Here is a 23,692-nt window from a genome sequence, read left to right on the forward strand (position 1 = left end):
AAAGAGAAGGGGCCAGCCGAACACTTTTTCTCAGCGTAGTGACCGCTGGTCATTCGGTAGCAGACGCATTCATCGCTTTCAAAGTGAAAGTTCATTGGGTTGTCGTTTTTATTTTTTATGAAGGAGGGACTAGGTATGAAGAGGGTCTTAGTTCTAGCCGCCGTTGCAGTGTTCTCAGTGGCTGGCTTGCTACCGGCCGGATTTGCCGTAGCCGCCGATGCTCCAGCTGGAGGTGGTCCTGCTACCGACGTGGTCGGTGGAAAAGTCATGAAGGGCGATGCCGCCAAGACGCTTCAGGGCCGCGTGTGGTCTCAGTGGGCTGACAATCCTGATAGTGAGTTGCTGTTCGGTATTCAGTATTGGAACACGGGTGATCCTGCTTCAGGAACCCCGGCTGGCCGTTCATCAACCATGATGGATGTCAAGCCTCCGGATCCTTTGGTTACCTGCTGCGGTTGGGGATTTGTCGGCGGGACCGATAAAAATAATGCCTATGCCGGCTGGTATCATGCTGCTACGACGGTGCGTTTGTCGGTGAAGGACAAAGCGTTGATGGATCAGATCATCAAGGCTGCGCAGGAACTCGTGGCCATGGAAGTGACCCTGGATGGTCGGACCATTACAGGATTCAAGGTTCTTAAGTAATCGATTTCATTACGCTTTATTCTTTCATGTTGTTGAAGGAGGATTCGATTATGAAGCTTCAGAAGCAAGGCGGGGCCGTGATGGCAGCTGTTGCCCTGGTAGTCGGCATGGCTTCCAGCGCACTGGCCATCGAAGCATTTCAAGAGCGATTTGAGTGGGGTGATCTCAGCAAGCCCACCACATTGCAGGGGCGGGTGATTATTCTCGATCCCTACGATGAGGCGGTATGGATCAATGTCGCGGTATTCGGCGGTAACGCTGAGAGCGGTTTGTTCTGGCAGAAGGTTCACCCAGGCAAGAACCTCAAGTTCTACGCTGATAAGGGTGCATGGGAAGAGTTGAAGAAAATGGGCCGTCCGCACTCTGGACCAGCGGCAGCAAAAGAAGTGCCTCCTGGCAGCACGACTGATCTGGTCGAGTTTGTCGTCACGGAGACCGAACAGAATCATCGTGTGATCTCGTCCGTGAAGAAGCTTCAGGAGAACGCCGGTACTCCTGACAAGACTCGGCCTATCTCTGCGCTCCGTTTGAAAGAGTGTGAGCAAAAAAGCTTAGCTGATGCCAGTTGTGCCGCAGCGATGCAACAGCTCAACACTTCGCCGAAGTCTCCGGATGGAGCCAGCATTCCGCAGCTCTACGATGTGATGATCCCTGGTGGACATACGTATGGCGGTTTGATCCCTTGGGAAGCCAAGTACAACTTGCCAAGCAGCGGACACTAATTTAGGTCTCTGTTCATAAGAAAAGGCGGTCGCTCTTCACGGGGCGGCCGCCTTTTTCATTTTATTCATCGACGTACCATAACTTCCTCATTCTATTTTTCCCGAGAGGTAACCTTAGGGCAATGAGGATGAGATTCACCGCCTGGTCGAGGCCCTATTCTGTTTCGAGAAAATCGCATCCGGGAGGTGAGATGTTCAGAACAGATCAGAGCGGGGCGTCTTTAGACGAAGGCGTTACTTTTCGCTGTAGGTCTGCAAGCCGGTTGAGAGCGTCCAGAGGCGTCATTGAAAATAAATCGATCTGTCGAACCTCCTCGACGAGGGGATGCGGTTGTGGCAACGGTGCGGCAGCAGGCTCTGTACGGAGATCTGACTCTGCGATCTGAGCCGCTTCCGGTCGCTCCAGCTGCACAAGAACATCTTGGGCTCTGGTGATGACGGATGGCGGAAGCCCTGCTAATTTCGCGACGTAGATGCCGTAGCTGCGGTCCGCTCCTCCGGCAACAATTTTTCGGAGGAAAACCACGTCGCCGTCACGCTCCTGCACCGCCACTCGGAAATTCTTGATCCCGTCGCGCTGTTGTTCTAATTGGGTCATCTCATGATAATGCGTGGCGAACAACGTCCGCGCTCCGAGCGTCCTGCGATCGTGGATGTATTCCGCGACGGCCCAGGCAATACTGAGTCCATCATAGGTGCTAGTGCCTCGGCCGATTTCATCAAGCAGGATCAAACTCCGCACGGTCGCGCTGTGAAGGATCGTGGCGGTTTCCACCATCTCTACCATGAAGGTGCTGTGACCGCTGGCTAGATTATCTGAGGCTCCGACGCGGGTGAAGATCCGATCGACTACGCCGATCGTCGCCGCAGTAGCCGGGACGAAACTGCCGATTTGCGCGAGCAGCACAATCAAGGCGACCTGGCGAAGAAACGTGCTTTTCCCTGCCATATTCGGTCCTGTCAGGATCTGAAGGCGCTGTGAGTCCAGATTCAGTACCGTATCATTCGGTACGAAGGTCATCTCTTCAGTCAGCCGCTCCACGACGGGATGCCGGCCGCCTCGAATGTCAATCAACCCGCCATCGTTGATGACGGGTTTCGTATATTGATTCAATGCGGCGGTTTCAGCCAGCCCGGCCAGGACATCGATCAAGGCAAGTTTCCCGGCCATCTCTTGCAGGCGGCCGGCATGGCCAGCGAGTGTGGCACGCAGTTGCGCAAACAGCTCCTGTTCCAGAGCCAACAGCTTCACTTCGGCGCCTGTCACGCGCTCTTCAAGTTCTTTCAACTCGGGGGTCATGAACCGTTCGGCGTTGACCAGTGTTTGCTTGCGGATAAAGTCCGCCGGCACGCGGGCCAAGTTCGCCTTGGTGATCTCGATGTAATAGCCGAATACCTGATTGTAACGTACTTTCAGGGATTCGATGCCGGTCCGTTCCCGTTCTTTTGCCTCCAATGCGGCAATCCAGTGTTTGCCTTCGGTGTTGACTTTTCGCAGTTCGTCCACGTCAGCGTGGTATCCGTCGCGGATCACGCCTCCATCGCGAAGCGACATCGGCGCCTCCGGTTGAAGCGCCTGTTCAATCAGGGCGGCGAGATCGCGCCCGTCATCCCATGCTTCGCGTGCTTCGGTGAGATGGAGGCTTACGAGTGAAGCCAGCTGTGTGGCGATTTCAGGAAGGGCGGCGAGGGAGTCCTTCAACGCCAGAAGTTCACGGGGGCCAGCCACGCCTAGAACGATGCGGCCGCTCAGGCGTGAAAGGTCCTGTACCGTTCTGAGTGCTGCGCGCAAGGCCACGCGTGCCGCAATCCGGTCTTTCAATTCTCCGACGGCATCGAGTCGGGCTTGGATTGAATCACTCTGAATCAGTGGCCGGACTAACCATTGGCGAAGCAGGCGGCTGCCCATGGCGGTGACGGTTCGATCAAGCACGGAAAGCAGTGTGGCAGGTTTCCCGCTGAGACTATCGTCTAACGCCCCCATCGGTTTGAGCAGTTCAAGATTGCGAATGGTGACGCTGTCCAAATGCATTGCGTCCGAGACTCGACGGACGCGCGGACGACGAATGTAATCCAGCGGCGCTGTTGGTTGGGTGTCGCGGAAGTAGCTCAGGACTGCGCCGGCCGCGCCGATTCCCATCGTCAGACCCTGACAACCGAATACATCCAGCGAGTGAACGTGAAACTGTTCTTGCAGTAGGCGAGCGGCTCGTTCCGGTTCAAACGTCGATGGGTCACGCTCGCACAGACGGATGCCTTTCATCTGATCGAGCCAGGTACGGTCTTCCCGTCTGGCCGTCGGCGCAAACAGAATTTCACGGGGGTCCAGGCGGGCCAGCTCATCCAACGTTTGCGTCTGAGCCTGATCCCCCTGAAATTCGGCAATCCAGAATTCTCCGGTGGAGACTTCGAGCATTGCCAATCCGATCACGGGTTGTGGCTTTGCCGTTGGACTGATGGCAACTGCTGCGAGAAAGTTTGATTCGACCGGAGAAAGAAACTCGGTTTCGACGAGTGTGCCTGGCGTGTATAGCCGGACGACTTCGCGGCGTACCAGCCCTTTGGCGAGCTTAGGGTCCTCGACCTGCTCGCATAGGGCGACCGTGCGTCCGGCCTTCAGCAGTTTGGCGATATAGCCGGTCGCGGCGTGGTATGGCACGCCGCAGAGCGGGACTGGATTCGGACTGTTCTTATCGCGCGAGGTCAGGGCGATAGAAAGAATGCGCGACGCTTCCTGCGCATCCTGATAAAACATTTCGTAGAAATCGCCCACCCGGAAAAACAAGATGGCATGTTCGTAGCCGCGCTTGATCTCCCGGTATTGCCGCATCAGCGGACTGGCGTCGTGCTCACTCATCGACGAGATCTCGCGCGGGCTCGGTGGTCGAATTCGAACGGCCGGTTAATTTTTCAAGTGATTGGCGTGCACGCTCCAGATCCACTTCGGCATCTTGCAGTGCCTTGGTTTTTCGCCGGAGGTCGATTCGGCTGCGCACCCACGGGGGGAATAACAGAATGCCTGACACGAGCAGGCCGACAGCGAAGGCCGTGAGGATCGGTTTGTAGATCGGGGTAGAGGCTTCCAGTAAACCGAAGAAGTACCGCAAGGTGACTTCCTGCTCCTGATTCTGGAGAAAGAACGCCAGGGAGAGAAGCAGCAGAATACCGACAAGGATGAGCCGAATCATGATGTGCGGGGTCTCCCTCTCCGGGTGGAGATTTTGGGCGATGATGTGGATGCAGCCGCGCGCCGATGTTGTCGAACGGCCTGTTTGAGGGCGGCGAACAATGTGCCGGCGCGTGGCCCATGGGCGATCATCCGCGCAGTTCTCGTCGTGGGTGTGTTGTGCTGCAGTGTGAGTTCAAATCGATCACTCGGCAATAAGTCCGGAAACTTATCGGCCCATTCGATCGCTGTGACGATGTTCCCCTGAAAGTATTCTTGCAGCCCGATCCCCTCGGCTTCCGCCGCGCTCCGGAGTCGGTAGAGATCCACATGAATGAGCGGAAGCCGTCCCGCGTATTCGTGGATCAAGACGAAGGTCGGGCTGGTCACCTGATTCGGCGGCATGCCCAGGCCTGCGGCAATTCCACGCACGAGAGCCGTCTTCCCGGCGCCGAGTTCTCCGGAGAGAGCCAGCGTTTCGCCGCCCGCCAGTGATTGCCCGATGATCCGGCCAAATGCTTCTGTGGCAATGCGCGAGGGAAGCGGCACCGTCCAGAGCGCAGGCGACACAGGACGTGGCTGTGTGGCTGTGCGGGCCTTCCGAGGTACGGCAGTCGTGGGCTGGTTACGCTGAGCCGATGTTCGTGAGCGCATAAGGAATATGGTCAATGATATCTCTGGCGATTAAACTGGTTTGCCCGATTGTTTCGGCAGCCAGGTCCCCGGCAAGTCCGTGCACATAGGTAGCGGCGCACGCGGCCTCCCATGAGGCGACTCCCTGGGCGAGTAATCCTGTGATCATACCGGTTAAGACATCGCCGGTTCCAGCCGTGGCCATGCCGGGATTACCGGTGGGACAAATGGCTGCCATGCCGTCAGGTCCGGCAATCACGGTTCTGGCCCCTTTGAGCACGAGGTAGCAGCGATGTGCTTGGGCAAAGCGTGTGGCCGTGCCGATCCGGTCCTCGTTGACCGATTGAGCCGAGGATTTGGTCACTAGCCTGGCCATTTCGCCGGGATGCGGCGTCAGAATGGGAGGAATTGCACATTCGGCTAAGAGCGCGGCGCGACCGGCCAGTGCATTCAATGCATCGGCATCAAGGACGCTCGGTCGATCCAGTTGCCGGACAAGCGCTTGCACTAGCGCAACAGTTTCAGGATGGGTTGAGAGTCCCGGACCGATCGCGACCGCTGTTCTCGTGTTGATGAAGTCTTTCAGCCGGTCCAGCGCAGCGCGGGACAATGTGCGCGCGGTGGTCTCAGGCATCGGGATCGTCATGACTTCCAAGAGCTTGGCCTCCAGGACATCGTTGACGCTCGCCGGGATGGCCACGGTTACCAACCCGGCCCCTATTCGCAAGGCCGCTTGTGCCGCCATCGCGGCCGCCCCGGTCTTGCCGACTGATCCAGCGATGATGCCGGCATGGCCGAACGTGCCTTTGTGACTGGAGAGGCGACGGGGAGGTACGACGGTCCGAACAAACGGGGCGGTGATCAATCGAATCCGGCTTTCCACGGCATCGACATAGGCTGGTGGAATTCCGATGTCGACAATCTCCACACGTCCGGCGTGATCGATACCTTGATTCTGGAATAGGCCCAGCTTTGGCAGTCCGAAGGTTACGGTCAGATCAGCCTTCACGGCGCGGCCTAATACTGCGCCGGTATCGGCGTGGATGCCGGAGGGCAGATCCACGGCCACGGTCAGGCGCTGTGCCTGATTGATGCCGTCGATAGCTTCTGCATATCGTCCTGTAACCGGCGTGGCCAGGCCTGTTCCTAATAAGGCGTCGATGATTGCGTCGCTGTCGCTGAGTATTGTCTGAAGCTGACTGGTTGAGGAAAACGGTTTCACGATCGCTTTGCCGGCGGTCCGGATAAGTTGCCGGTACATGCGTGCAGCGTCGCGGCTCAGATCCGCGGCCGGAGCCAAGGTGAACACGTGGACCTTGGCCCGTTGCTTGTGCAGCAGGCGCGCCACGACGAATCCATCGCCGCCGTTATTGCCTTTCCCGCAGAGAATTGTGATGAGTTTCCCACGCAGGGGGCCGAGCTGTTGCTCAAGGCTGGTGACGACACCGGCTCCGGCCCGTTCCATCAACATCGTGCCGGGCACGCCGGCTTCCTCGATCGTCCGGCGGTCCAGCGCCTGCATTTGTGCGGCGGTGACGATAAGCCTCATTGCGGGGTACTTCATCTCATAGCCCCGCACAGTTGCGGTGAGACTGGCAGCGCCTGGCGCGATGGGATCGATACGTGTGGCGTCATGAGATCGTTGACGGCTCGAGTGACAGTGAACGGCGTCAACAGGCAGGCTAGCTGAGCAGCGCTTTCATTTCTTTGACTGCCTGGTCGAGGCCGACGAGGACGGCGCGGGCGATGATACTGTGCCCGATGTTGTACTCCACGATTTCCGGAATATGGGTCAGGCGCGCGACATTGCGATAATTGAGGCCGTGTCCGGCGTTGACACCCATGCCGAGCTTGTAGGCGAGCTTGGCGGCTTGGGTGATGGCCTCGAATTCCGCATCGGCCTCTTTCGACTTGGTGGCATTGGCATAGCGCCCGGTGTGGAGCTCGACGAAGTCGGCTGCAATCTTGTGCGCCGCTTTGATCTGGTTGAGGTCCGGTTCGATAAAGAGACTGACGGGGATCCCGGCATCGTGCAGCATGGCAACGGTGGTTTGTATACGCTCTTTTAACCCGGCTACATCCAGGCCGCCCTCGGTTGTGAGCTCCTGCCGTTTTTCCGGGACCAGGGTGACCAAGTCTGGTTTTACGGTCAGGGCGATCTTGACCATGGCGTCATCGGCGGCCATTTCCAGATCCAGCTTGGTCCGGACGATCTCCCGCAAGAGCGTGAGGTCGCGGTCCTGAATGTGTCGTCGATCTTCGCGTAAGTGTACGACGAGGCCATCGGCTCCGGCGAGTTCCACGAGGACCGCTGCGGCTAAGGGATCCGGATCGGTCCCGCCACGGGCTTGGCGAAGAGTCGCGATATGGTCAATATTGACGCCCAGTCTGGCCATGACACCTCCAGCCTGCGTGAGACCTACAGGAAAGGAATGAGTGACGGGGGAAACGTGACGCATTAATAGCAGATGGCGAGGGATGGAGCAAGGTTGACAGGTGTGAGCCGCTCCGTGTGAGGCTTGAATGTTTGCTGAAACCGAACCCCACAGAATCACAAGGTAAATTGACTCGACAGAGGCCCTCAATTAGAATAGGCGCTTCTTCCAGCCTGTTCATTCCTCTATTCACTGAGGAGCAGCTCGAAGGAGACCAGAATTTTAAGAGGTAGAGGACCGTCATGGGTTTGGGTGATGGGTTTTATCGGCTACAGCGACTTCCGCCATATGTATTTGCTCAGGTGCAGAGCCTCAAGTTAGAAGCTCGTCAACGCGGAGAGGATGTCATCGATTTCGGGATGGGCAATCCCGACCAGCCGACTCCGCCCCACATTGTCGACAAGCTGATTGAAGCCGCCCGCAAAAGTAAGAATCATCGCTACTCGGCGTCGCGTGGCATCACGAAGCTGCGTCACGCAATTTGCGGCTGGTACAAGCGAAACTACAATGTCGAGTTAGATCCTGAGACCGAAGCGATTGTGACGATCGGCTCGAAGGAAGGGCTGGCTCATCTTGCGTTGGCGATGATCGGTCCCGGTGACGTGGTCCTCACGCCCACGCCGACGTACCCCATCCATATGTACAGCTTCATCATTGCCGGGGGCGAGGTCCGTGGGATCGAACTGCGGCAGGACAGCGATTTTTTCGAAGACTTGCAACGGGTCTATCGGCAGACGATGCCGCGTCCGAAGATCCTGGTCATCAACTTCCCGCACAACCCCACGACTGCCGTGGTCGACATCTCGTTTTTTAAGAAGATTGTCGCGTTTGCCAAAGAACACAATGTAATCGTCATTCACGATCTGGCCTATGCCGACCTGGTGTTTGATGGCTATAAGGCGCCGAGTTTTCTCCAGGTCCCAGGCGCGAAGGATGTCGGAGTCGAGTTTTATACGCTGTCAAAGGCCTACAACATGCCCGGATGGCGCGTGGGATTTTGTGTCGGCAATCGAGAAGTGGTCGGAGCCTTAGCCAAGATCAAGAGCTATCTCGATTACGGTATTTTTCAGCCGGTCCAGATTGCCAGTGTCATCGCGTTGAATGGGCCTCAGGACTGCGTTAAAGAGACCGTATCACGCTATCAGAAACGACGGGATGTGCTGGTAGGAGGCTTGAACCGGATCGGGTGGCAGGTGACCAAACCGCTGGCGACGATGTTTGTGTGGGCGCAGATTCCGCAGGCCTATCGGCACATGGGGTCGTTGGAGTTCTCGAAGTTGTTGTTGCGTGAAGCGAAGGTGGCGGTCTCCCCCGGGATCGGATTCGGTGAGGGGGGCGATGAGTATGTGCGATTCGGGCTGGTCGAGAACGAACATCGAACCAGGCAGGCGGTTCGGGGGATCAAGAAGGTGTTGAAGCTCGAAGGGTCAGAGGAATGAAAACCCGCATCGGTGTCGGCTTGATCGGATTCGGTACCGTTGGAACCGGCGTCGCGAAAGTCTTGTTCGAAAACGCGGCTCTGATCCGTCGGCGGGTCGGCGTTCCGGTCGAGCTGCTGCGGATCGCCGATCTCGACATCACCCGCGATCGCGGAGTGGCGGTGCCGCCTGGCGTATTGACGACGGATGTGAAACAGATTCTTGCCGATCCGGCGATCGATATCGTCATTGAGCTGGTCGGCGGGTACGATTTTGCCAAGCGCGTGATGCTCGACGCCATTGCGGCCGGCAAACATGTGGTCACGGCCAACAAAGCGCTCTTGGCATTGCACGGAGAAGAAATTTTCGCGGCGGCGGAGTCGCAGCATGTGGATCTTGGCTTCGAAGCCAGTGTGGGCGGTGGCATTCCGATCATTCGGGCGTTGACCGAAGGACTGGCGGCGAATCGTATCGAATCGATCTACGGCATTATCAACGGGACGTCGAATTATATTCTCTCCCGGATGACGCGAGAGGGGCACAGTTTCGACGCGGTGCTCAAAGAGGCTCAGCAAGCTGGATATGCGGAAGCGGATCCCACGTTTGATGTGGCCGGAATTGACTCGGCCCACAAGCTTGCCATTCTGGCGAATCTGGCGTTTGGAACGCCGATCAATTTCAAAGAAATCTATACCGAGGGGATCACCAATATCACGGAGCAGGACATCGCGTACGCGAGGGAGTTTGGTTATACGATCAAGCTCTTGGGGATCGCGAAGCTTCATAACGGAGCTGTTGAAGCGCGGGTGCATCCGACCATGGTGCCGTCCGATTCGCCGATCGCCAAAGTTGAGGGGGTCTACAATGCGATCCATCTCGTCGGTGATGCGGTGGGCGACGTGATCCTCCATGGCCGAGGCGCAGGCTCGCTGCCGACCGGCAGTGCGGTGGTGAGCGACGTGATTGCAATCGGGCGCAATGTGCTGAAGGGCGCCGCCGGGCTGGTTCCGCCGGCTTCGTTTCAGCAAGACCAGCGCCGGCCGATCCGTCTCAAGCCCATGGACGAAATCAGCTCGCTCTACTATCTTCGATTTATGGTGCTAGATCGACCGGGTGTGTTGGCGCAGATTGCCGGAGAACTGGGCCGCTGTGAGATCAGTATCTCGTCGATGCTCCAGCAGGGCCGTCGCGAAGGACAGACGGTTCCGGTGGTCATCAAGACACATATGGCGAAGGAGCGGGATGTGCAGAAGGCGATGTGTGAGATCAATCGCCAGGCTTTTATTTCTGAGCCCGCCACGCTGATCCGCGTGGAAGGGAAGGATGAGTAGTCGGATGGCTCGTTGGCGCGGCATTATTGAGGAATATCGAAAGTTTCTTCCGGTGACGGGGGCGACGCCGATCATCAGCTTGGGAGAGGGCAATACGCCGCTCATTCGCGCGGAACGTTTGGCGAAGGCTATTGCCCCGGGCGTCGATCTCTACTTGAAATTCGAGGGCGCGAATCCCACCGGTTCATTCAAAGATCGCGGGATGACGATGGCGATCTCGAAGGCGGTGGAGCAGGGGGCGCGCGCGGTCATGTGCGCCTCGACCGGCAATACCTCCGCGTCCGCCGCTGCCTATGGCGCCCGGGCCGGGCTGGCCGTCTATGTGCTGATCCCAGCGGGTAAAATTGCGCTCGGGAAACTGTCGCAAGCCATGATGCACCAGGCGACGGTTATCCAGATCGAAGGCAATTTCGACCAGGCGCTCACGATCGTCAAAGATCTTTCGGCCGCGCACCATATTGAGCTGGTCAACTCCATTAATCCCTTTCGAATCGAAGGCCAAAAGACGGCCGCGTTTGAAGTGTGTGATCAGTTGGGGGATGCGCCGCATCTTCACGTGCTGCCGGTCGGGAATGCCGGGAACATCACGGCTTATTGGAAAGGTTATCGAGAATATCGGGCCGCGAATCAGACGACCAAATTGCCGCGCATGATGGGATTTCAGGCGGCGGGAGCCGCCCCGATGGTATTGGGCCGGGTGGTTGAAGAGCCGCAAACGATTGCCACCGCGATTCGAATCGGGAATCCGGCGAGCTGGGCCGCGGCGTCGACCGCAGTAGAGGAATCATCCGGGGCGATTGATCTGGTCACCGATGAAGAAATTCTTCAAGCCTATACGCTCGTGGCGGCGACGGAAGGGGTGTTCTGTGAGCCGGCGTCCGCCGCATCGGTGGCCGGTGTCACGAAGCTGGGCCGCGCGGGCAAATTGCGGGAAGGGGAGACGGTGGTGTGTACGCTGACCGGGCATGGATTGAAAGATGCCGATACGGCGATCAGCGTGTCCAAACCGCCGTTGACTGTCAAGGCGATATCTTCGGATGTTGCCCGGTTATTAAATGCACGATGAGGGTCTGATCTCAATGAAGTATCTGATTCTCCATGCTGGCGGGTTAGCGGGTCATGCGCAGGATGCATTGGGGGGACGCACGCCGCTTCAGGCGGCTGCCACGCCTCATCTTGATCGATTGGCACGGATCGGCGAACTCGGGTTGGTTACGAATCCCGCGGAGGGGAATCGTCATGGCAGCGGTCTTAACGGGACCGCGATTCTCGGGTACGACCCCAAGAAGTACTATCAAGGTCCCGGTCCGCTCGAAGCCGCGAGTCTCGGTGTCTCTGTGACGGAGCAAGACGTGGTCTATCGCTGTACGATGGTCACGGTGAAGCCGGAAGGCGGAAAAGTCGGCGCAGACATCAAGAAGTTAAGCGCACATGTCGTGCTGGACGATGCGACGGCTGGTCTCATCGAAACTGATGAGGCGCGCGAATTGATCGAGGCGATCAACGAGCAGCTGGGCTCTGAGACAATGCAGTTCTACCCCGGTACGGGCCATCGTCATGTCATGGTGTGGATGAAAGGCAAGCCGCGGGCCGTGTGTGTCGATCCACAGTCGGTGAGAGGTCGCGTGATCGGGGATGCGCTTCCGACAGGAGACGGCGCAAATATTCTGCGAGAGCTGATGGAAGCGTCCCATCTCATTTTGCGCGATCATCCGGTCAATGCGGAGCGATTAGCATCGGGGAAAAATCCGGCCAATTGTATCTGGTTATGGGGAGAAGGACGAGCCATCCCGTGGCCCAGTCTGGCTGAACGATTTCAGGTGACCGGTGCGGTCGTGGCCTCCAGTGCGGTCCATCGGGGAGTCGGGCTGTGTGCCGGGTTGGACGCGTCGGATGCTCCAGAAATTGGCGACGAACCCTTTAAGGCGATGGCCGCGACGGTACTCGATGAGTTTGCCAAGAAGGACTTTGTCTATGTCCATGCTTCCTTGCCTGATGAAGTGGTGCATGGCAGCGATGTGAATGCGACCGTGCGGGCCATCGAAGAGTTTGACCGGGACCTCGTCGGACCGATCCTGAAAGGGCTTGAGAAGCAAGGCCCATATCGATTTCTTGCGTTGTGCGATCACGGTGAAGGGGTGCAGGGCCAGGCGTTCGCGGTGTTTGGCGAGGGGCCAGGCACGGATGGAGCCTCAGGAGGTCGTCGATTCACCGAGGCTGATGCGCAGGCCTCCAAGGCGCCGGTCCGTGATGCCAGCAAGTTTGTGATCAAGCTGTTTGCCAAAGGGTAAGTCAGTGGCGTTGATTGTTCAGAAATACGGCGGGACGTCGGTTGGTACGATTGAATGGATCCATCGGGTGACCGAGACGGATGTGCCGGCGCCAGTCCGTGAGGCCAATCAGTTTGTATGTAAGCTGTTTGCCAAGGGGTAAGTCGGTGGCGTTACTGGTTCAGAAATACGGCGGGACGTCGGTCGGTACGATTGAACGCATCCATCGGGTCGCAGAGCGGGTCGCGCAGTCGCATCGTGCCGGAGACCAGGTGGTCGTCGTGTTGTCTGCGATGAGCGGTGAGACGGATCGATTGATCAAGCTTGCGCATGAGGCGTCCGCCACGCCCGATGATCGTGAAATGGACATGTTGCTGTCCACGGGTGAGCGTGTGACCGTGGCGCTCTTGGCGATGGATCTTCGTAGTCGCGGACTGAATGCCCGGTCCTATACGGGACGGCAAGTCGGCATTATCACCAACAGTGTCCATACCAAGGCCAGGATTGCACGGGTTTCAGCCGACCGGCTTCGCGAAGCGTTGGCAAAAGGTATCATTCCCGTGGTGGCGGGGTTTCAGGGAATCAACGAACAGTCGGATGTCACGACGCTGGGACGCGGCGGATCGGATCTGTCTGCGGTAGCGTTGGCTGCGGCGTTGAAAGCCGATCGATGCGTCATCTTTACCGATGTGGATGGGGTCTACACCTCAGATCCCAATGTGGTGCCAGCGGCGCGGCGGATCGACAAGATTTCATACGAAGAAATGTTGGAAATGGCCAGTCTCGGCGCCAAGGTGTTGCAGGCCAGGTCAGTGGAGTTCGCCGCGAAATTCAACGTCCCGGTTGAGGTGAATTCGAGTTTTAAGGAAGGAAAGGGGACTCTCGTGACACGTGAAGATGCGGATATGGAGGCAGTCGCGGTGGCCGGAGTCACGGGAGACCGGAATCAGGCAAAAATCACAATGGTCGGCGTGCCCGACAAGCCCGGCATCGCGGCAAAAATTTTCGGGCCTGTGGCCCAGGCCAACATCAACGTCGATATGATCATTCAGAACGTCAGTCAGGATGCGTTGACGGACTTGTCGTTCACTGTGCCTCGGGCGGATTTGCGCGCTGCGACTCCGTTGCTACAAGCGGTGGCCAACGATGTCGGGGCCAGAAGCGTGGCGATCACCGAAGCGATTGCCAAAGTCTCGCTCATCGGGGTGGGCATGCGCTCGCATTCGGGTGTCGCTGCGAAGATGTTCGAGGTGTTATCCCGTGAGGGCGTCAATATCATGATGATCAGCACTTCGGAGATCAAAATTTCCTGCGTGATTGCCGAGAAGTATTTGGAGCTCGCGATGCGCTCGTTACACACCGCGTTCGGGCTCGATCGGGTTGTGCAAGGAGAGCAGTCGGCGAAGTAAGCGAATCTGGTTCGTCCCGGCTCGACTCGACAGATCCTTCCCACTCCTGCTACTCTTTTGAACAATGGCTCGAAAATCCTCACAGACTCGTTCTTCTCGTCGCACTCTACCGGAGGAGCCGGTCGTCATTCCGGTTCTCACCGTCGACCGCGCCGCCGCGCTGGAAGTGTACGATACGACGCTTCGCGACGGTGCGCAGGCTGAAGACGTCAGCTTTTCCGCGGAAGACAAAGTTCGTGTCGCTCAAAAGTTAGACGAACTGGGCGTGCACTATATTGAGGGCGGCTGGCCGGGCGCCAATCCGAAGGACATCGAGTTTTTCCGGATCATGAAGACGATCCCGCTCAAGCATGCCTCGGTCATTGCCTTTGGATCGACGCGCAAGGCCAGTAATTCCGTTCAGAAAGACCAGAATCTGCAGGCCCTCCTCGCAGCGGAAACCAAGACCATCACGCTGTTTGGGAAAACCTGGTCGTTGCACGTGACCGATGCGCTGGGGATCTCACTGGCGAAAAATCTCGAATTGATCGGCGATTCCATTGCGCATCTGAAAAGTAAGGGCCGCCGGGTGTTTTACGATGCCGAGCATTTCTTCGACGGCTACAAGACGAATCCGGAGTATGCGCTGAATACGATTCGCAAGGCGGTGGAGGCAGGGGCTGAACGCGTCATTCTCTGCGATACAAACGGCGGGGCGATGCCGTGGGAGATCCGGGCCATCTGTGAAGTGGTGCGCCAGGAAATCACGGTGCCGTTGGGCATCCATGCCCACAACGATTGTGAAATGGCGGTGGCGAACTCACTGGTGGCGATCGAGACCGGCATCATTCAGGTGCAGGGAACGATCAATGGGATCGGTGAGCGCTGCGGAAATGCCAACCTGTGTTCCATCATTCCGAATCTCGAGTTGAAGATGCGGCGACCGGCGCTCGGCGACCGGCTCAGTCATTTGAAAGATGTGTCGGGATTCGTCACGGAAATCGCGAACTTGATGCCCAACAAGCACCAGCCCTATGTGGGCGATTCGGCGTTTGCCCACAAAGGCGGCGTCCACATTCATGCGGTGCTGAAGAACGCATTGACCTATGAGCACGTCGATCCGACGAGGGTGGGGAATCGCCAGCGCGTGCTGGTGTCGGACTATGCGGGACGGAGCGGCCTGTTAGACAAGATCGAAGCCTACGGCATCAAGCTGTCAAAGGATCATGCGAAGGTGCAAGAGCTGATGGATACGCTCAAAGCGCGTGAAAACGAAGGCTATCAGTTTGAAGGCGCCGAGGGTTCGTTTGAGCTGCTGATGCGCAAGGCGATGGGAACTCATAAGCCGGCGTTCCAGCTGTTGGGATTCCGCGTGATTGTGGAAAAGAAACAGGAAGACGGCGCGCCCCTTTCAGAGGCGACCGTCATGATCAAGGTTGGCGGCGTGGTTGAGCACACCGCAGCGGTCGGAGCCGGACCGGTGAATGCGCTGGACCATGCGCTGCGTAAGGCCTTGGAAAAATTCTATCCGCAATTGCAAGAAGTGAAATTACTCGATTACAAAGTGCGCGTACTCGCGGCTAATAAAGGCACGGAGTCAAAGGTGCGGGTGCTGATCGAATCCGGCGACCATAAAGATAAGTGGGGAACCGTCGGAGTATCCGAGAACATCATCGAGGCCACCTGGCAAGCCCTCGCCGACAGCATTGAGTACAAGCTTCTGGCGAAGCCATAGCAGAGCTCCTGCCGCATCCCCGCCGATGTTTATTCTTGACAGAACTCGTAACCTCACGTAACTTAAGCAGAACTTTCCGTCTTTAGAGTGCAGCTTCATCGGAGGTTGCGTGATGGAAATGCGCAGCGGTTACGGAGGGGGCATGAGAAAGGCTGATATCGCAAACGAGATCTTCAAGCAGGTTGGAATTTCGAAAAATGAGGCGGCCGATATCGTTGAACTTGTGCTCAACCTTCTCAAGTCGGTGCTGCAAAAAGGGGAATCAGTCAAGATTGCGGGGTTCGGCAATTTCGTCGTTCGCAGCAAAGGTTCTCGCAAGGGGCGCAATCCTCGCACAGGAGAAGAAATTGGGATTACCCCGCGTCGCGTTGTCACATTCCGCCCAAGCCAAGTCTTTAAGAAGTACGTCAATTCATAGCTATCGCGAGCCCCGCATCGCGACCACAGGATGAGGGCCGGTCATGGGGATTGAACCCAGGCTGGGGAGTAAAGTTTTTTATAAAATCGGGGAGGTGAGTCAACTGACGAAGCTCCCGGCTTACGTGCTACGTTTTTGGGAGTCTGAGTTTAAGTTCCTGAGCCCGAAGAAGAGTCGTGGAAACCAGCGTCTGTATATTCGCCGGGACATTGAGACGGTCCTTGAAATTAAGCGGATGCTGTATGAAGAAGGGCACACGCTGGAAGGAGTGAAGCGGTATTGGGCCAGGCGTGGGCGGGCGGCTTCTCGGAAGCTCACCCCCCAAGAGTTGGCCAAGAAGCTGCGCGGGGATCTCCAGGCCATTGTGAAAATTATCGACGCGCATTCACCGTAAGTCTTCCGTAACATCCCCATTGCCTTTCCGGAGTTGTACAAGCGACAATAGAGATCGAATCATCATACAGAGAAGATGTCGGGGCGTAGCGCAGCCCGGTAGCGTACTCGCTTGGGGTGCGAGTGGTCGTGGGTTCAAATCCCGCCGCCCCGACCAATCTTTTCCATGGCCCCTTGGAGGCTGAGCACGAGGCAGCGATAGTGGCGCGGCTCCTCGGTCGGCCACAGGGATGGAGAAAAAGCTGCCGCGTGCAGCTTTTTTTATGACTGGAAGCACATGCGAATTTTAGTCACGAATGACGACGGAATCGATTCGCCTGGTCTGACGATATTGGCCGATGCGCTCAAAGCGATCGGTGAAGTGTGGGTGGTGGCGCCGGATCGGGAGCGTACTGCTGTGGCCCATGCCGTGACATTGCATAAGCCGCTCCGCCTGCATCGCTTGGCGCCGCGCACATTTTCCGTGAACGGCACGCCGGTGGATTGTGTGAACTTGGCGCTGCTGAAAGTGCTGCCGAAGCCTCCTGCCATTGTGGTGTCCGGAATCAATAAGGGCGTCAATCTTGGGGACGACGTGCTCTATTCGGGAACCGTCTCTGCGGCGATGGAGGGGGCGATCCTTGGCATTCCATCGATTGCTGTGTCGCAGGAGGGACGAGAGACCTTTCGGTTTCCCGTTGCCGCCGACTATGCGGCGCGCATCGTTCGGCTCGTGTTGGAGCAAGGACTGCCCGATGAAACGTTGTTGAATGTGAATGTGCCGAATCGTGCGTTGCGCTCCATCAAGGGAGTACGGGTGACCTGTCTCAGTCGCCGGCGCTTTGACAATCCCATTATCGAGAAACTCGATCCGCATGGCAGGAAATATTTCTGGATCGCCGGCACGCGGGTATCCTGGAGCCGGAGCCAGAATGCTGATCACGAAGCGCTCGAAGAGGGGCGGGTGTCGGTGACGCCGATTCACTTGGATTGCACCAACTATGCAGTGCTTGATCATTTTCGAGCCTGGGAGCCGATGATCCAGGATAAGTCGGTGCGTGCCAAGCCGCGCGCACGTTCGGCTTCACAACGGAAGGGGTGATTGATGATCGGAGATCTCATTGAAGCGATTATCGGTGAGCTGAGCCGCTTTGTCATCGCCTGCATTTCCCGATTCGGCTATGCCGGGATTTTGTTCACTATGGCGGTGGAGAGTGCCTGCATCCCATTGCCCAGTGAGATTATTATGCCGTTTTCAGGCTATCTGGTCTTGTCCGGGCAGTTCACGATGCTCGGGGTGACACTAGCCGGGGCGATTGGGAATGTCGTCGGGTCGATTGCCGCATACTATGCCGGAGTGTGGGGGGGGCGCCCGTTTGTGGAGCGCTATGGTCGGTACTTTCTTGTGTCGCACCGAGATCTCGATATCGCCGATCGCTGGTTCCTGAAATACGGGGAAGCCGCGGTCTTTTTCAGCCGAATGCTTCCGGTGGTGCGTACGTTCATTTCGTTACCGGCCGGTATCGCGCGGATGAATTTCCCTCGGTTTGTGCTGTTCACATTTCTTGGCGCGTTGCCCTGGTGCTATCTTCTTGCCTATATCGGGTTGAAGATGGGAGAGCGCTGGGAAGAGCTGCGTGACTATTTCCATCGGTTCGATATTGTGATCGGCGTGATTCTGGTCGTCATTATCGGACTGTTCGTTTGGTCGCACTGGCCGAAGCGGCGCGCGCCACAGCCATAGGTTGATCGCATGCTCAAGATTTACAATACGCTGACGGGAAAGAAGGACGCGTTTGAGCCGCTCGTGCCCGGCACCGCGCGCATGTATGTCTGCGGGGTGACGGTGTATGACTATTGCCACATCGGTCATGCGCGCAGTGCGCTGGTGTTCGATGTGGTTCGGCGGTATTTGGAGTATTCCGGACTTCGTGTCGAGTTTGCCAAGAATTTCACAGACGTCGATGACAAGATCATCAAGCGCGCCAATGAGCAGGGTGTCGGCTGTGACACGATCACGGAGAAATATATTCAGGCCTATTATGATGATATGAAGCGATTGGGCGTGCGGCCCGCGACGATCGAACCGAAAGCGACGGAGCATATGGCCGACATCGTCCGGCTGACCGAAACCCTGATCGCGAAGGGCTTGGCCTATCAAGTGGATGGAGACGTCTACTTCGAGGTTGCCAAATACGGAGAGTACGGACGTTTGTCTAAGCGAAAGATGGAGGATCTCCAATCCGGGGCGCGGGTGGGTGTGGATGAACGAAAGCGACATCCGATGGATTTCGCGCTATGGAAAAGCGCCAAGCCTGGCGAGCCGGCATGGCCGAGCCCGTGGGGCGAGGGACGGCCGGGGTGGCACATTGAGTGTTCCGCCATGGCGATTCGCCACCTGGGCGAGACGTTCGATATCCACGGCGGCGGAATGGATCTGATTTTTCCGCACCATGAGAATGAGATTGCCCAATCGTGCGGCGCGACGGGGAAAGAGTTTGCCCGCTATTGGATGCACAACGGGTTTGTGCAGATCAATCAGGAGAAGATGTCCAAGTCGTTGGGGAACTTCTTCACCATCCGGGAGATCTTTGAAAAGTCGGAGTGGCCGGAAGCGGAAACCGGAGAGATGTTGCGGTATTTCTTATTGGCGACACAATACCGAGGTCCGTTGGATTTCTCCGATCAAGCGTTGAAAGAAGCGAAGAGTACCGTGAATGGGTTCTACGATCTCTTTGCGCGGCTGGCTGAGACGGGCGGGAAGGCGTCAGGAGATGCCGGATTGAATACAGCAATTGAACGATGCACGGCCGCATTTCAGTCCGCTATGGACGACGATCTTAATACGCCAGTGGCTCTTGCGGCGTTGCAGGGACTGCGCAGTGATCTGAACAAACTACTGGCCGAGGGTTTGTCGACGGATGCGCGATGCAGGGCCAGAGAGGCCTTTCGATCGCTGGGCCGAGTGTTGGCATTGTTCCAGTTAGATCAGTGGCTGTTCAACGTCGAAACCGGGGGACATGGTTCCCCTGCGGGTGAGGTCGAGATTGAGAGACAAATTGCCGAACGAACGGAAGCCAAGAAGCGGAAGGACTTCGCACGCGCCGACGCCATTCGAGCGGAACTGGCAGCCCAAGGCATCATCATCGAAGACAAGCCCGATGGCACCAGCCGATGGAAGCGATGACAGCCAGGAGCTTCTCTATGGTCTCCATGCGGTCCGGGAAGCGCTGAAGGCCGGTAGCAGGCCGTTGCAGCGGCTGCATGTGATTCGGACTGATAAACAGTTTGCCGAGCTAGTGCAGTTAGCGCGGGCGCTGCATGTGCCGGTTCATATCCAGCCGCTGGCGTCTCTTGATCGGCTGGCTCCCGGTGGTCGACACCAGGGGATTGTGGCCTTTGCCGCAGCGAAGGCCTACCAGACAGAAGAATCCATTCTTGCCGGCGCTGCCAAACGGAATGAGCCGCCGTTACTAGTGATTCTCGATGGTGTGGAGGATCCGCATAATCTCGGCGCCGTGCTTCGTACTGCCGAGGGCGCTGGTGTGCATGGCGTGTTTATTCCCGAGCGGCGGGCGGCTGGGCTGACTTCGGTGGTGGCGAAAGTGTCGGCCGGGGCGATCGACCATATTCCTGTTGCGCGCGTGACGAATACGAGTCGATTGTTGGAGTCCTTGAAAGCGGCGGGGGTGTGGATTTACGGCCTGGATCCGGCGGCGACGAAGCTGTTTACCGAGGTGGATTTTCGAGGCCCTGTCGGGTTGGTTTTTGGGGGAGAGGGTGCGGGGATTCGTCCCGGCGTATTACAGCATTGCGATGAACGGATTCGCATTCCGATGAAGGGGCATGTGCAGTCGCTGAATGTCTCAGCTTCTGCGGCGGTGACGCTCTTTGAAGCGGTGCGGCAGCGCGCGGTGCCCGTACCAACCCGGCCACGTTAGCGGATCTTCAGCACGCCGCCTTGAATGGCGTTCTTCAGCAGTTGGGCGGTGTTGGATACCCGCATCTTCTTCATCATGTTGGCGCGGTGGGCCTCCACCGTTTTCACGCTGATCTTGAGCTTGGTGCCGATTTCCTTATTCTTAAATCCAGCCCAGATCAATTCCAGAATTTCCTGCTCACGTGCGGTGAGCGACTCCGGCCGTTTCTTGCGAGGAGGAGGCTCAAGGTCTGCAAGGGATTTGCGAACCCGAGGCTTGGTCGTTGCTTTGGCCATAATCGTCGGTTCTCCTTTGAATCGCCGAAGCTTGAGGTATACTGGATTCGCGCGTCTGCGCCGCAGATGTAATGCGGGGAAAATTATAGAGGCGTTCGTAACAAGTGTAAATGCAAGCACAATGGCCCTAGTAGGGTTACTGAGTACGGAAACCAGAGTATTCGTAACAAGCTAGAGAGAAATTGAGCTTCTTCTCGGTTTCAATAGAGGCCTGGCGCGGTATGTGGCAGCTGTATTTCGTAGTGGGACTCTTGGGCGCACTCATTGGGAGTTTTCTCAATGTGTGCATTTACCGATTGCCTCGCCATGAATCTATTGTGTGGCCGGGATCCCATTGTCCAGCTTGCTCCAAGCCGATTGCTTGGTACGACAACGTGCCGATTCTGGGCTATCTGATGCTGGCCGGTCGATGTCGCGCCTGTTCCGTCAGTATTCCGCTCCACTATCCAGTCGTAGAAGCCTTGAATATGGTTGGGTATCTGGCCCTACTTTGGTTCTTCGGGCCTACGATGGTGGCGATGGTCTATGCCATCTTGTTTTCTGCTTTGCTCGTGGTGGCGGGTACGGACTTGTCCCATAAGATTATCCCCAATGCGGTCACTTTTCCTGGGATTGTTGTAGGCCTAGTGAGCGCCGCAACCGTCTTGCCCTTGGGATTGCTGAATAGCCTCCTGGGCCTGTTGGTCGGCGGTGGAATTCTGTGGATACTCGCCTGGGCCAGCCCGTATCTATTCGGCAAGGAAGGGATGGGCGGCGGGGATATCAAATTGTTGGCAATGATCGGGGCATTTCTGGGATGGAAGTTGGTATTACTGACGATCATGGTTGGATCTCTGGTCGGGTCGGTCGTTGGCCTGTCGCTACTTGCGGCGCGGGTGATCACGCGTGAGGAGTATATTCCCTTTGGCCCGTTCCTGGTTCTGGGCGCAGTGAGCGCCCTCTTCTTTGGAACCCCCATTCTGGAGTGGTACCAAGGGTTATTGGCAGGCTAATCTCACCTCTTGAATTCACACTGTTCGCTCTCCTCTGTATCTAATCCTTTCTCGGTGTATCCACCCGGTCACGCGGCTATGCGCTGCGTGTGGCATATCTCGATTCCTATACCGTGTGACTTTCCTTCCATTGTCCGATGATTTCCCCGTGAGTTTCAAAGGGATCGGTATCCAGCTCCTATCGGCTCATGTCGAAATGCAGAGCTGTGCGCTGTAGGTATGGCTCTTGATATGCCCCCTGAGTATGAACCGATGCAGCGCAAACAGAATATCAGTTGTGAAGAGTGAGAGAGGCTTCAGCCTCACCGAGGCGCTGACGTCGATGGCGATTGTCGGCCTCGTGTCGGCGTTGGCCATTCCCAATCTGATGCTGCTGAACGCGCGCGTGCAGGCTGACGTGTTTGCGCAGCAGGTCTCATCTGAACTCCGCTGGGCGAGGCAATGGGCGATCACGAAGCGAGACCGTGTCCGGCTGGTGTTCGATCAAGACCGCCAGGCGATCGTTGCTGAGGTCGGTCACGATCGCGTGCCGCACCACCAGTTGTCGTATCAGCACAAAGGGCTCGAGATCGACGAGCCGAGTGCGGGGCCGGATGTTGTGTTCCATCCGAGCGGGCGTTCTGCGACCGCCACCACAATACAATTCCACAACGGCCAGGGGCATGCGCGGACGATCACCGTGAGTCTTACGGGCAGGGTCTCGATTCGATGAGGCGGCATCACGACGGAGGTTTCAGTCTGGTGGAGTCGATGGTTGCCATGAGTATTTCGATGATTGTTGTGATGGGCGGGATGGCGGCGCTCCAGGTGTCTGCCAGGCTGGTTCAACAGGGGGTGATGAAGACGAGGGCGTTGGTGCTGGCGCAGGGGCGCTTGGAAGCGAAACGGTCCGTGCGGTGGGAGACGCTCCTGGAGGATGATCTCGACCACGATGGCCGCATGGATGTGATGATGGCGGATGACGGGCAAGGGGCCGATGTCTCGGCCGGAGACGGCATCTATTCGGCCCAGTGGGAGCATGACGGAGTGACTTTGAAATGGACGGTGGCGATGGACCGTCTCGGGCCACTCGGTACTGCCGGATTGGTGACGATTCGGGCGGCAGCATCCTATCCAGGACTTGGTGCCGTGCGGATGGTGGAGGTGGGAACCGTGCGGGCCAATCCGGCATTTACAGGATCCCGATGAGTGGATCGAGTCGATATCCTGCGTGGCTGAAAGGTCTGATCTCATCGTCCGGGGTGTGTTTATCAGAACTGATGGTGGCCCTAGCGATCGGGACGGTGGTATTGGCAGGAAGTCTGGAGGCGTTCAACCTTGTGCAGGCTCAGGCCGTTCGACAGCAACGCATCCTGGCCGCCCAGCAAGAAATGCGGTTGGGGCTGGAAGTGTTTGAGCAGGAAGTCCGCATGGCTTCGTCGTCGACCATTGCCGTTGCCAGGTCTGATCGATTTGAGTTTTCCGCCAACATCCATGGGTTGCGGACGGTGACCACGGCTCCTCTCGTGGCTGGTCAAACCCTGTTGCCGGTGCAGAGCGGCAGTGGGTGGGAAGCGGGGAAAACGGTGGTGCTTTGTGGAATGAGTCGGTGCGAATCCCACCGACTGGGGAGCCCGGGCCAGCGCAGCCAACTCTTGCTGAGTGATCCGGTTGGAGGAGCCTATCCTCCGGGTGCGTCGGTCGAGGTGCGTAATCGGGTGGCGTACTACACCCGGGTTGATGACCGAGATCGTACGCAGCTGATGCGGCAGATTGATGGAGGCGCCGGAGTGTTGATCGGCGATTTGCAGTCGGTGCGTTTGTCGTACTGGGATGAGTGGGGGAAGGCTGGCGCAGGAATCGGCCGGATTATTCGTGTTGCAGTGGAACTCTCGATGATTGGCGGTGACCCCAAGGTTATTCGAGACGTCACGGTGCGCTCCTAGCGCATTTGATGAAAGGAGTCAGAGGC

At 57.5% G+C, this 23,692-nt stretch carries 25 protein-coding genes and 1 tRNA gene; 20 read left to right on the forward strand and 6 right to left on the reverse strand.

Annotated elements, in window-relative coordinates:
• Positions 1-135: 135 nt before the first annotated feature.
• Both NITLEN_RS08610 and NITLEN_RS08615 read left to right on the forward strand, forming a co-directional pair.
• Positions 136-645 (forward strand): hypothetical protein, encoded by a 510-nt coding sequence (locus tag NITLEN_RS08610; protein ID WP_121989185.1) that lies wholly within the window; start codon positions 136-138, stop codon positions 643-645.
• 50 nt (positions 646-695) lie between these two features.
• Positions 696-1,367, forward strand: coding sequence for a hypothetical protein (locus NITLEN_RS08615; protein WP_121989186.1), 672 nt, complete (start codon positions 696-698; stop codon positions 1,365-1,367).
• A 205-nt stretch (positions 1,368-1,572) separates the two neighbouring features.
• Here the strand turns inward: NITLEN_RS08615 and mutS are convergent, their stop codons facing one another.
• From mutS to NITLEN_RS08640, 5 genes are all read right to left on the reverse strand, one after another.
• Entirely contained in the window at positions 1,573-4,224 is a 2,652-nt protein-coding gene (gene mutS, locus NITLEN_RS08620) for a DNA mismatch repair protein MutS (RefSeq protein WP_121989187.1), read from the reverse strand.
• Complete coding sequence (locus tag NITLEN_RS08625; RefSeq protein ID WP_121989188.1) at positions 4,217-4,555, reverse strand: LapA family protein; 339 nt, start codon at positions 4,553-4,555, stop codon at positions 4,217-4,219. Before NITLEN_RS08625 ends, mutS begins: the two co-directional genes overlap by 8 nt.
• The gene (tsaE, locus tag NITLEN_RS08630; protein ID WP_181416733.1) at positions 4,552-5,103 is read right to left on the reverse strand and encodes a tRNA (adenosine(37)-N6)-threonylcarbamoyltransferase complex ATPase subunit type 1 TsaE; all 552 of its coding nucleotides are present in this window, start codon (positions 5,101-5,103) and stop codon (positions 4,552-4,554) included. Before tsaE ends, NITLEN_RS08625 begins: the two co-directional genes overlap by 4 nt.
• Positions 5,104-5,158: 55 nt before the next feature.
• Entirely contained in the window at positions 5,159-6,730 is a 1,572-nt protein-coding gene (locus NITLEN_RS08635; protein ID WP_245924415.1) for an NAD(P)H-hydrate dehydratase, read from the reverse strand.
• Positions 6,731-6,848: 118 nt separating this feature from the next.
• Positions 6,849-7,562, reverse strand: a complete 714-nt coding sequence (locus tag NITLEN_RS08640) for a pyridoxine 5'-phosphate synthase (RefSeq protein WP_121989191.1) — start codon at positions 7,560-7,562, stop codon at positions 6,849-6,851.
• 281 nt (positions 7,563-7,843) lie between these two features.
• Between NITLEN_RS08640 and alaC the strand changes: the two genes are divergently transcribed.
• The 14 genes from alaC (at position 7,844) to rlmB (ending at position 20,474) form a co-directional block, all read left to right on the forward strand.
• Complete coding sequence (alaC, locus tag NITLEN_RS08645) at positions 7,844-9,040, forward strand: alanine transaminase (protein ID WP_121989192.1); 1,197 nt, start codon at positions 7,844-7,846, stop codon at positions 9,038-9,040.
• On the forward strand, positions 9,037-10,350 hold the full coding sequence (locus NITLEN_RS08650) for a homoserine dehydrogenase (RefSeq protein WP_121989193.1): 1,314 nt from the start codon (positions 9,037-9,039) through the stop codon (positions 10,348-10,350). The genes alaC and NITLEN_RS08650 overlap by 4 nt, the downstream gene beginning before the upstream one ends.
• Positions 10,351-10,354: 4 nt before the next feature.
• Entirely contained in the window at positions 10,355-11,416 is a 1,062-nt protein-coding gene (gene thrC, locus NITLEN_RS08655) for a threonine synthase (protein WP_121989194.1), read from the forward strand.
• A gap of 13 nt (positions 11,417-11,429) precedes the next feature.
• Positions 11,430-12,641 (forward strand): 2,3-bisphosphoglycerate-independent phosphoglycerate mutase, encoded by a 1,212-nt coding sequence (gene apgM / locus NITLEN_RS08660; RefSeq protein ID WP_181416734.1) that lies wholly within the window; start codon positions 11,430-11,432, stop codon positions 12,639-12,641.
• Positions 12,642-12,645: 4 nt separating this feature from the next.
• The gene (locus tag NITLEN_RS18105; RefSeq protein ID WP_181416735.1) at positions 12,646-12,783 is read left to right on the forward strand and encodes a hypothetical protein; all 138 of its coding nucleotides are present in this window, start codon (positions 12,646-12,648) and stop codon (positions 12,781-12,783) included.
• A 4-nt stretch (positions 12,784-12,787) separates the two neighbouring features.
• Complete coding sequence (locus tag NITLEN_RS08665) at positions 12,788-14,029, forward strand: aspartate kinase (protein WP_121989196.1); 1,242 nt, start codon at positions 12,788-12,790, stop codon at positions 14,027-14,029.
• Between the two features lie 64 nt (positions 14,030-14,093).
• Positions 14,094-15,743 (forward strand): citramalate synthase, encoded by a 1,650-nt coding sequence (cimA, locus tag NITLEN_RS08670; RefSeq protein WP_121989197.1) that lies wholly within the window; start codon positions 14,094-14,096, stop codon positions 15,741-15,743.
• Between the two features lie 142 nt (positions 15,744-15,885).
• On the forward strand, positions 15,886-16,161 hold the full coding sequence (locus NITLEN_RS08675; RefSeq protein WP_121989198.1) for an integration host factor subunit alpha: 276 nt from the start codon (positions 15,886-15,888) through the stop codon (positions 16,159-16,161).
• A 43-nt stretch (positions 16,162-16,204) separates the two neighbouring features.
• Positions 16,205-16,555, forward strand: a complete 351-nt coding sequence (locus tag NITLEN_RS08680; protein ID WP_121989199.1) for a MerR family transcriptional regulator — start codon at positions 16,205-16,207, stop codon at positions 16,553-16,555.
• A gap of 79 nt (positions 16,556-16,634) precedes the next feature.
• Positions 16,635-16,711, forward strand: a tRNA-Pro gene (locus tag NITLEN_RS08685).
• Between the two features lie 120 nt (positions 16,712-16,831).
• Positions 16,832-17,635 carry a 5'/3'-nucleotidase SurE gene (gene surE, locus NITLEN_RS08690; RefSeq protein WP_121989200.1) on the forward strand — a complete coding sequence of 268 codons (804 nt, stop codon included), beginning with the start codon at positions 16,832-16,834 and terminating at the stop codon, positions 17,633-17,635.
• A 3-nt stretch (positions 17,636-17,638) separates the two neighbouring features.
• Entirely contained in the window at positions 17,639-18,277 is a 639-nt protein-coding gene (locus NITLEN_RS08695) for a DedA family protein (protein WP_121989201.1), read from the forward strand.
• A gap of 9 nt (positions 18,278-18,286) precedes the next feature.
• Positions 18,287-19,720, forward strand: a complete 1,434-nt coding sequence (gene cysS, locus NITLEN_RS08700) for a cysteine--tRNA ligase (protein ID WP_121989202.1) — start codon at positions 18,287-18,289, stop codon at positions 19,718-19,720.
• Positions 19,695-20,474: a 23S rRNA (guanosine(2251)-2'-O)-methyltransferase RlmB gene (rlmB, locus tag NITLEN_RS08705; protein WP_121989203.1), complete on the forward strand. Its 780-nt coding sequence runs from the start codon at positions 19,695-19,697 to the stop codon at positions 20,472-20,474. Before cysS ends, rlmB begins: the two co-directional genes overlap by 26 nt.
• On the opposite strand, the gene NITLEN_RS08710 is transcribed toward rlmB, so the two are convergent.
• The gene (locus NITLEN_RS08710; protein WP_121989204.1) at positions 20,471-20,749 is read right to left on the reverse strand and encodes a response regulator transcription factor; all 279 of its coding nucleotides are present in this window, start codon (positions 20,747-20,749) and stop codon (positions 20,471-20,473) included. The genes rlmB and NITLEN_RS08710 overlap by 4 nt on opposite strands.
• A gap of 221 nt (positions 20,750-20,970) precedes the next feature.
• Between NITLEN_RS08710 and NITLEN_RS08715 the strand changes: the two genes are divergently transcribed.
• The 4 genes from NITLEN_RS08715 to NITLEN_RS08730 all read left to right on the forward strand — a co-directional run bounded on the left by NITLEN_RS08715 (position 20,971) and on the right by NITLEN_RS08730 (position 23,666).
• On the forward strand, positions 20,971-21,741 hold the full coding sequence (locus NITLEN_RS08715) for a prepilin peptidase (RefSeq protein WP_121989205.1): 771 nt from the start codon (positions 20,971-20,973) through the stop codon (positions 21,739-21,741).
• A gap of 277 nt (positions 21,742-22,018) precedes the next feature.
• Positions 22,019-22,453: a GspH/FimT family pseudopilin gene (locus NITLEN_RS08720; protein ID WP_181416736.1), complete on the forward strand. Its 435-nt coding sequence runs from the start codon at positions 22,019-22,021 to the stop codon at positions 22,451-22,453.
• Positions 22,450-22,929, forward strand: coding sequence for a type IV pilus modification PilV family protein (locus NITLEN_RS08725; RefSeq protein ID WP_121989206.1), 480 nt, complete (start codon positions 22,450-22,452; stop codon positions 22,927-22,929). Before NITLEN_RS08720 ends, NITLEN_RS08725 begins: the two co-directional genes overlap by 4 nt.
• The gene (locus NITLEN_RS08730) at positions 22,926-23,666 is read left to right on the forward strand and encodes a PilW family protein (RefSeq protein ID WP_121989207.1); all 741 of its coding nucleotides are present in this window, start codon (positions 22,926-22,928) and stop codon (positions 23,664-23,666) included. Before NITLEN_RS08725 ends, NITLEN_RS08730 begins: the two co-directional genes overlap by 4 nt.
• Positions 23,667-23,692: the final 26 nt, after the last annotated feature.

Origin of the sequence: Nitrospira lenta, assembly GCF_900403705.1 — a bacterium.
Lineage (GTDB): Bacteria > Nitrospirota > Nitrospiria > Nitrospirales > Nitrospiraceae > Nitrospira_D > Nitrospira_D lenta.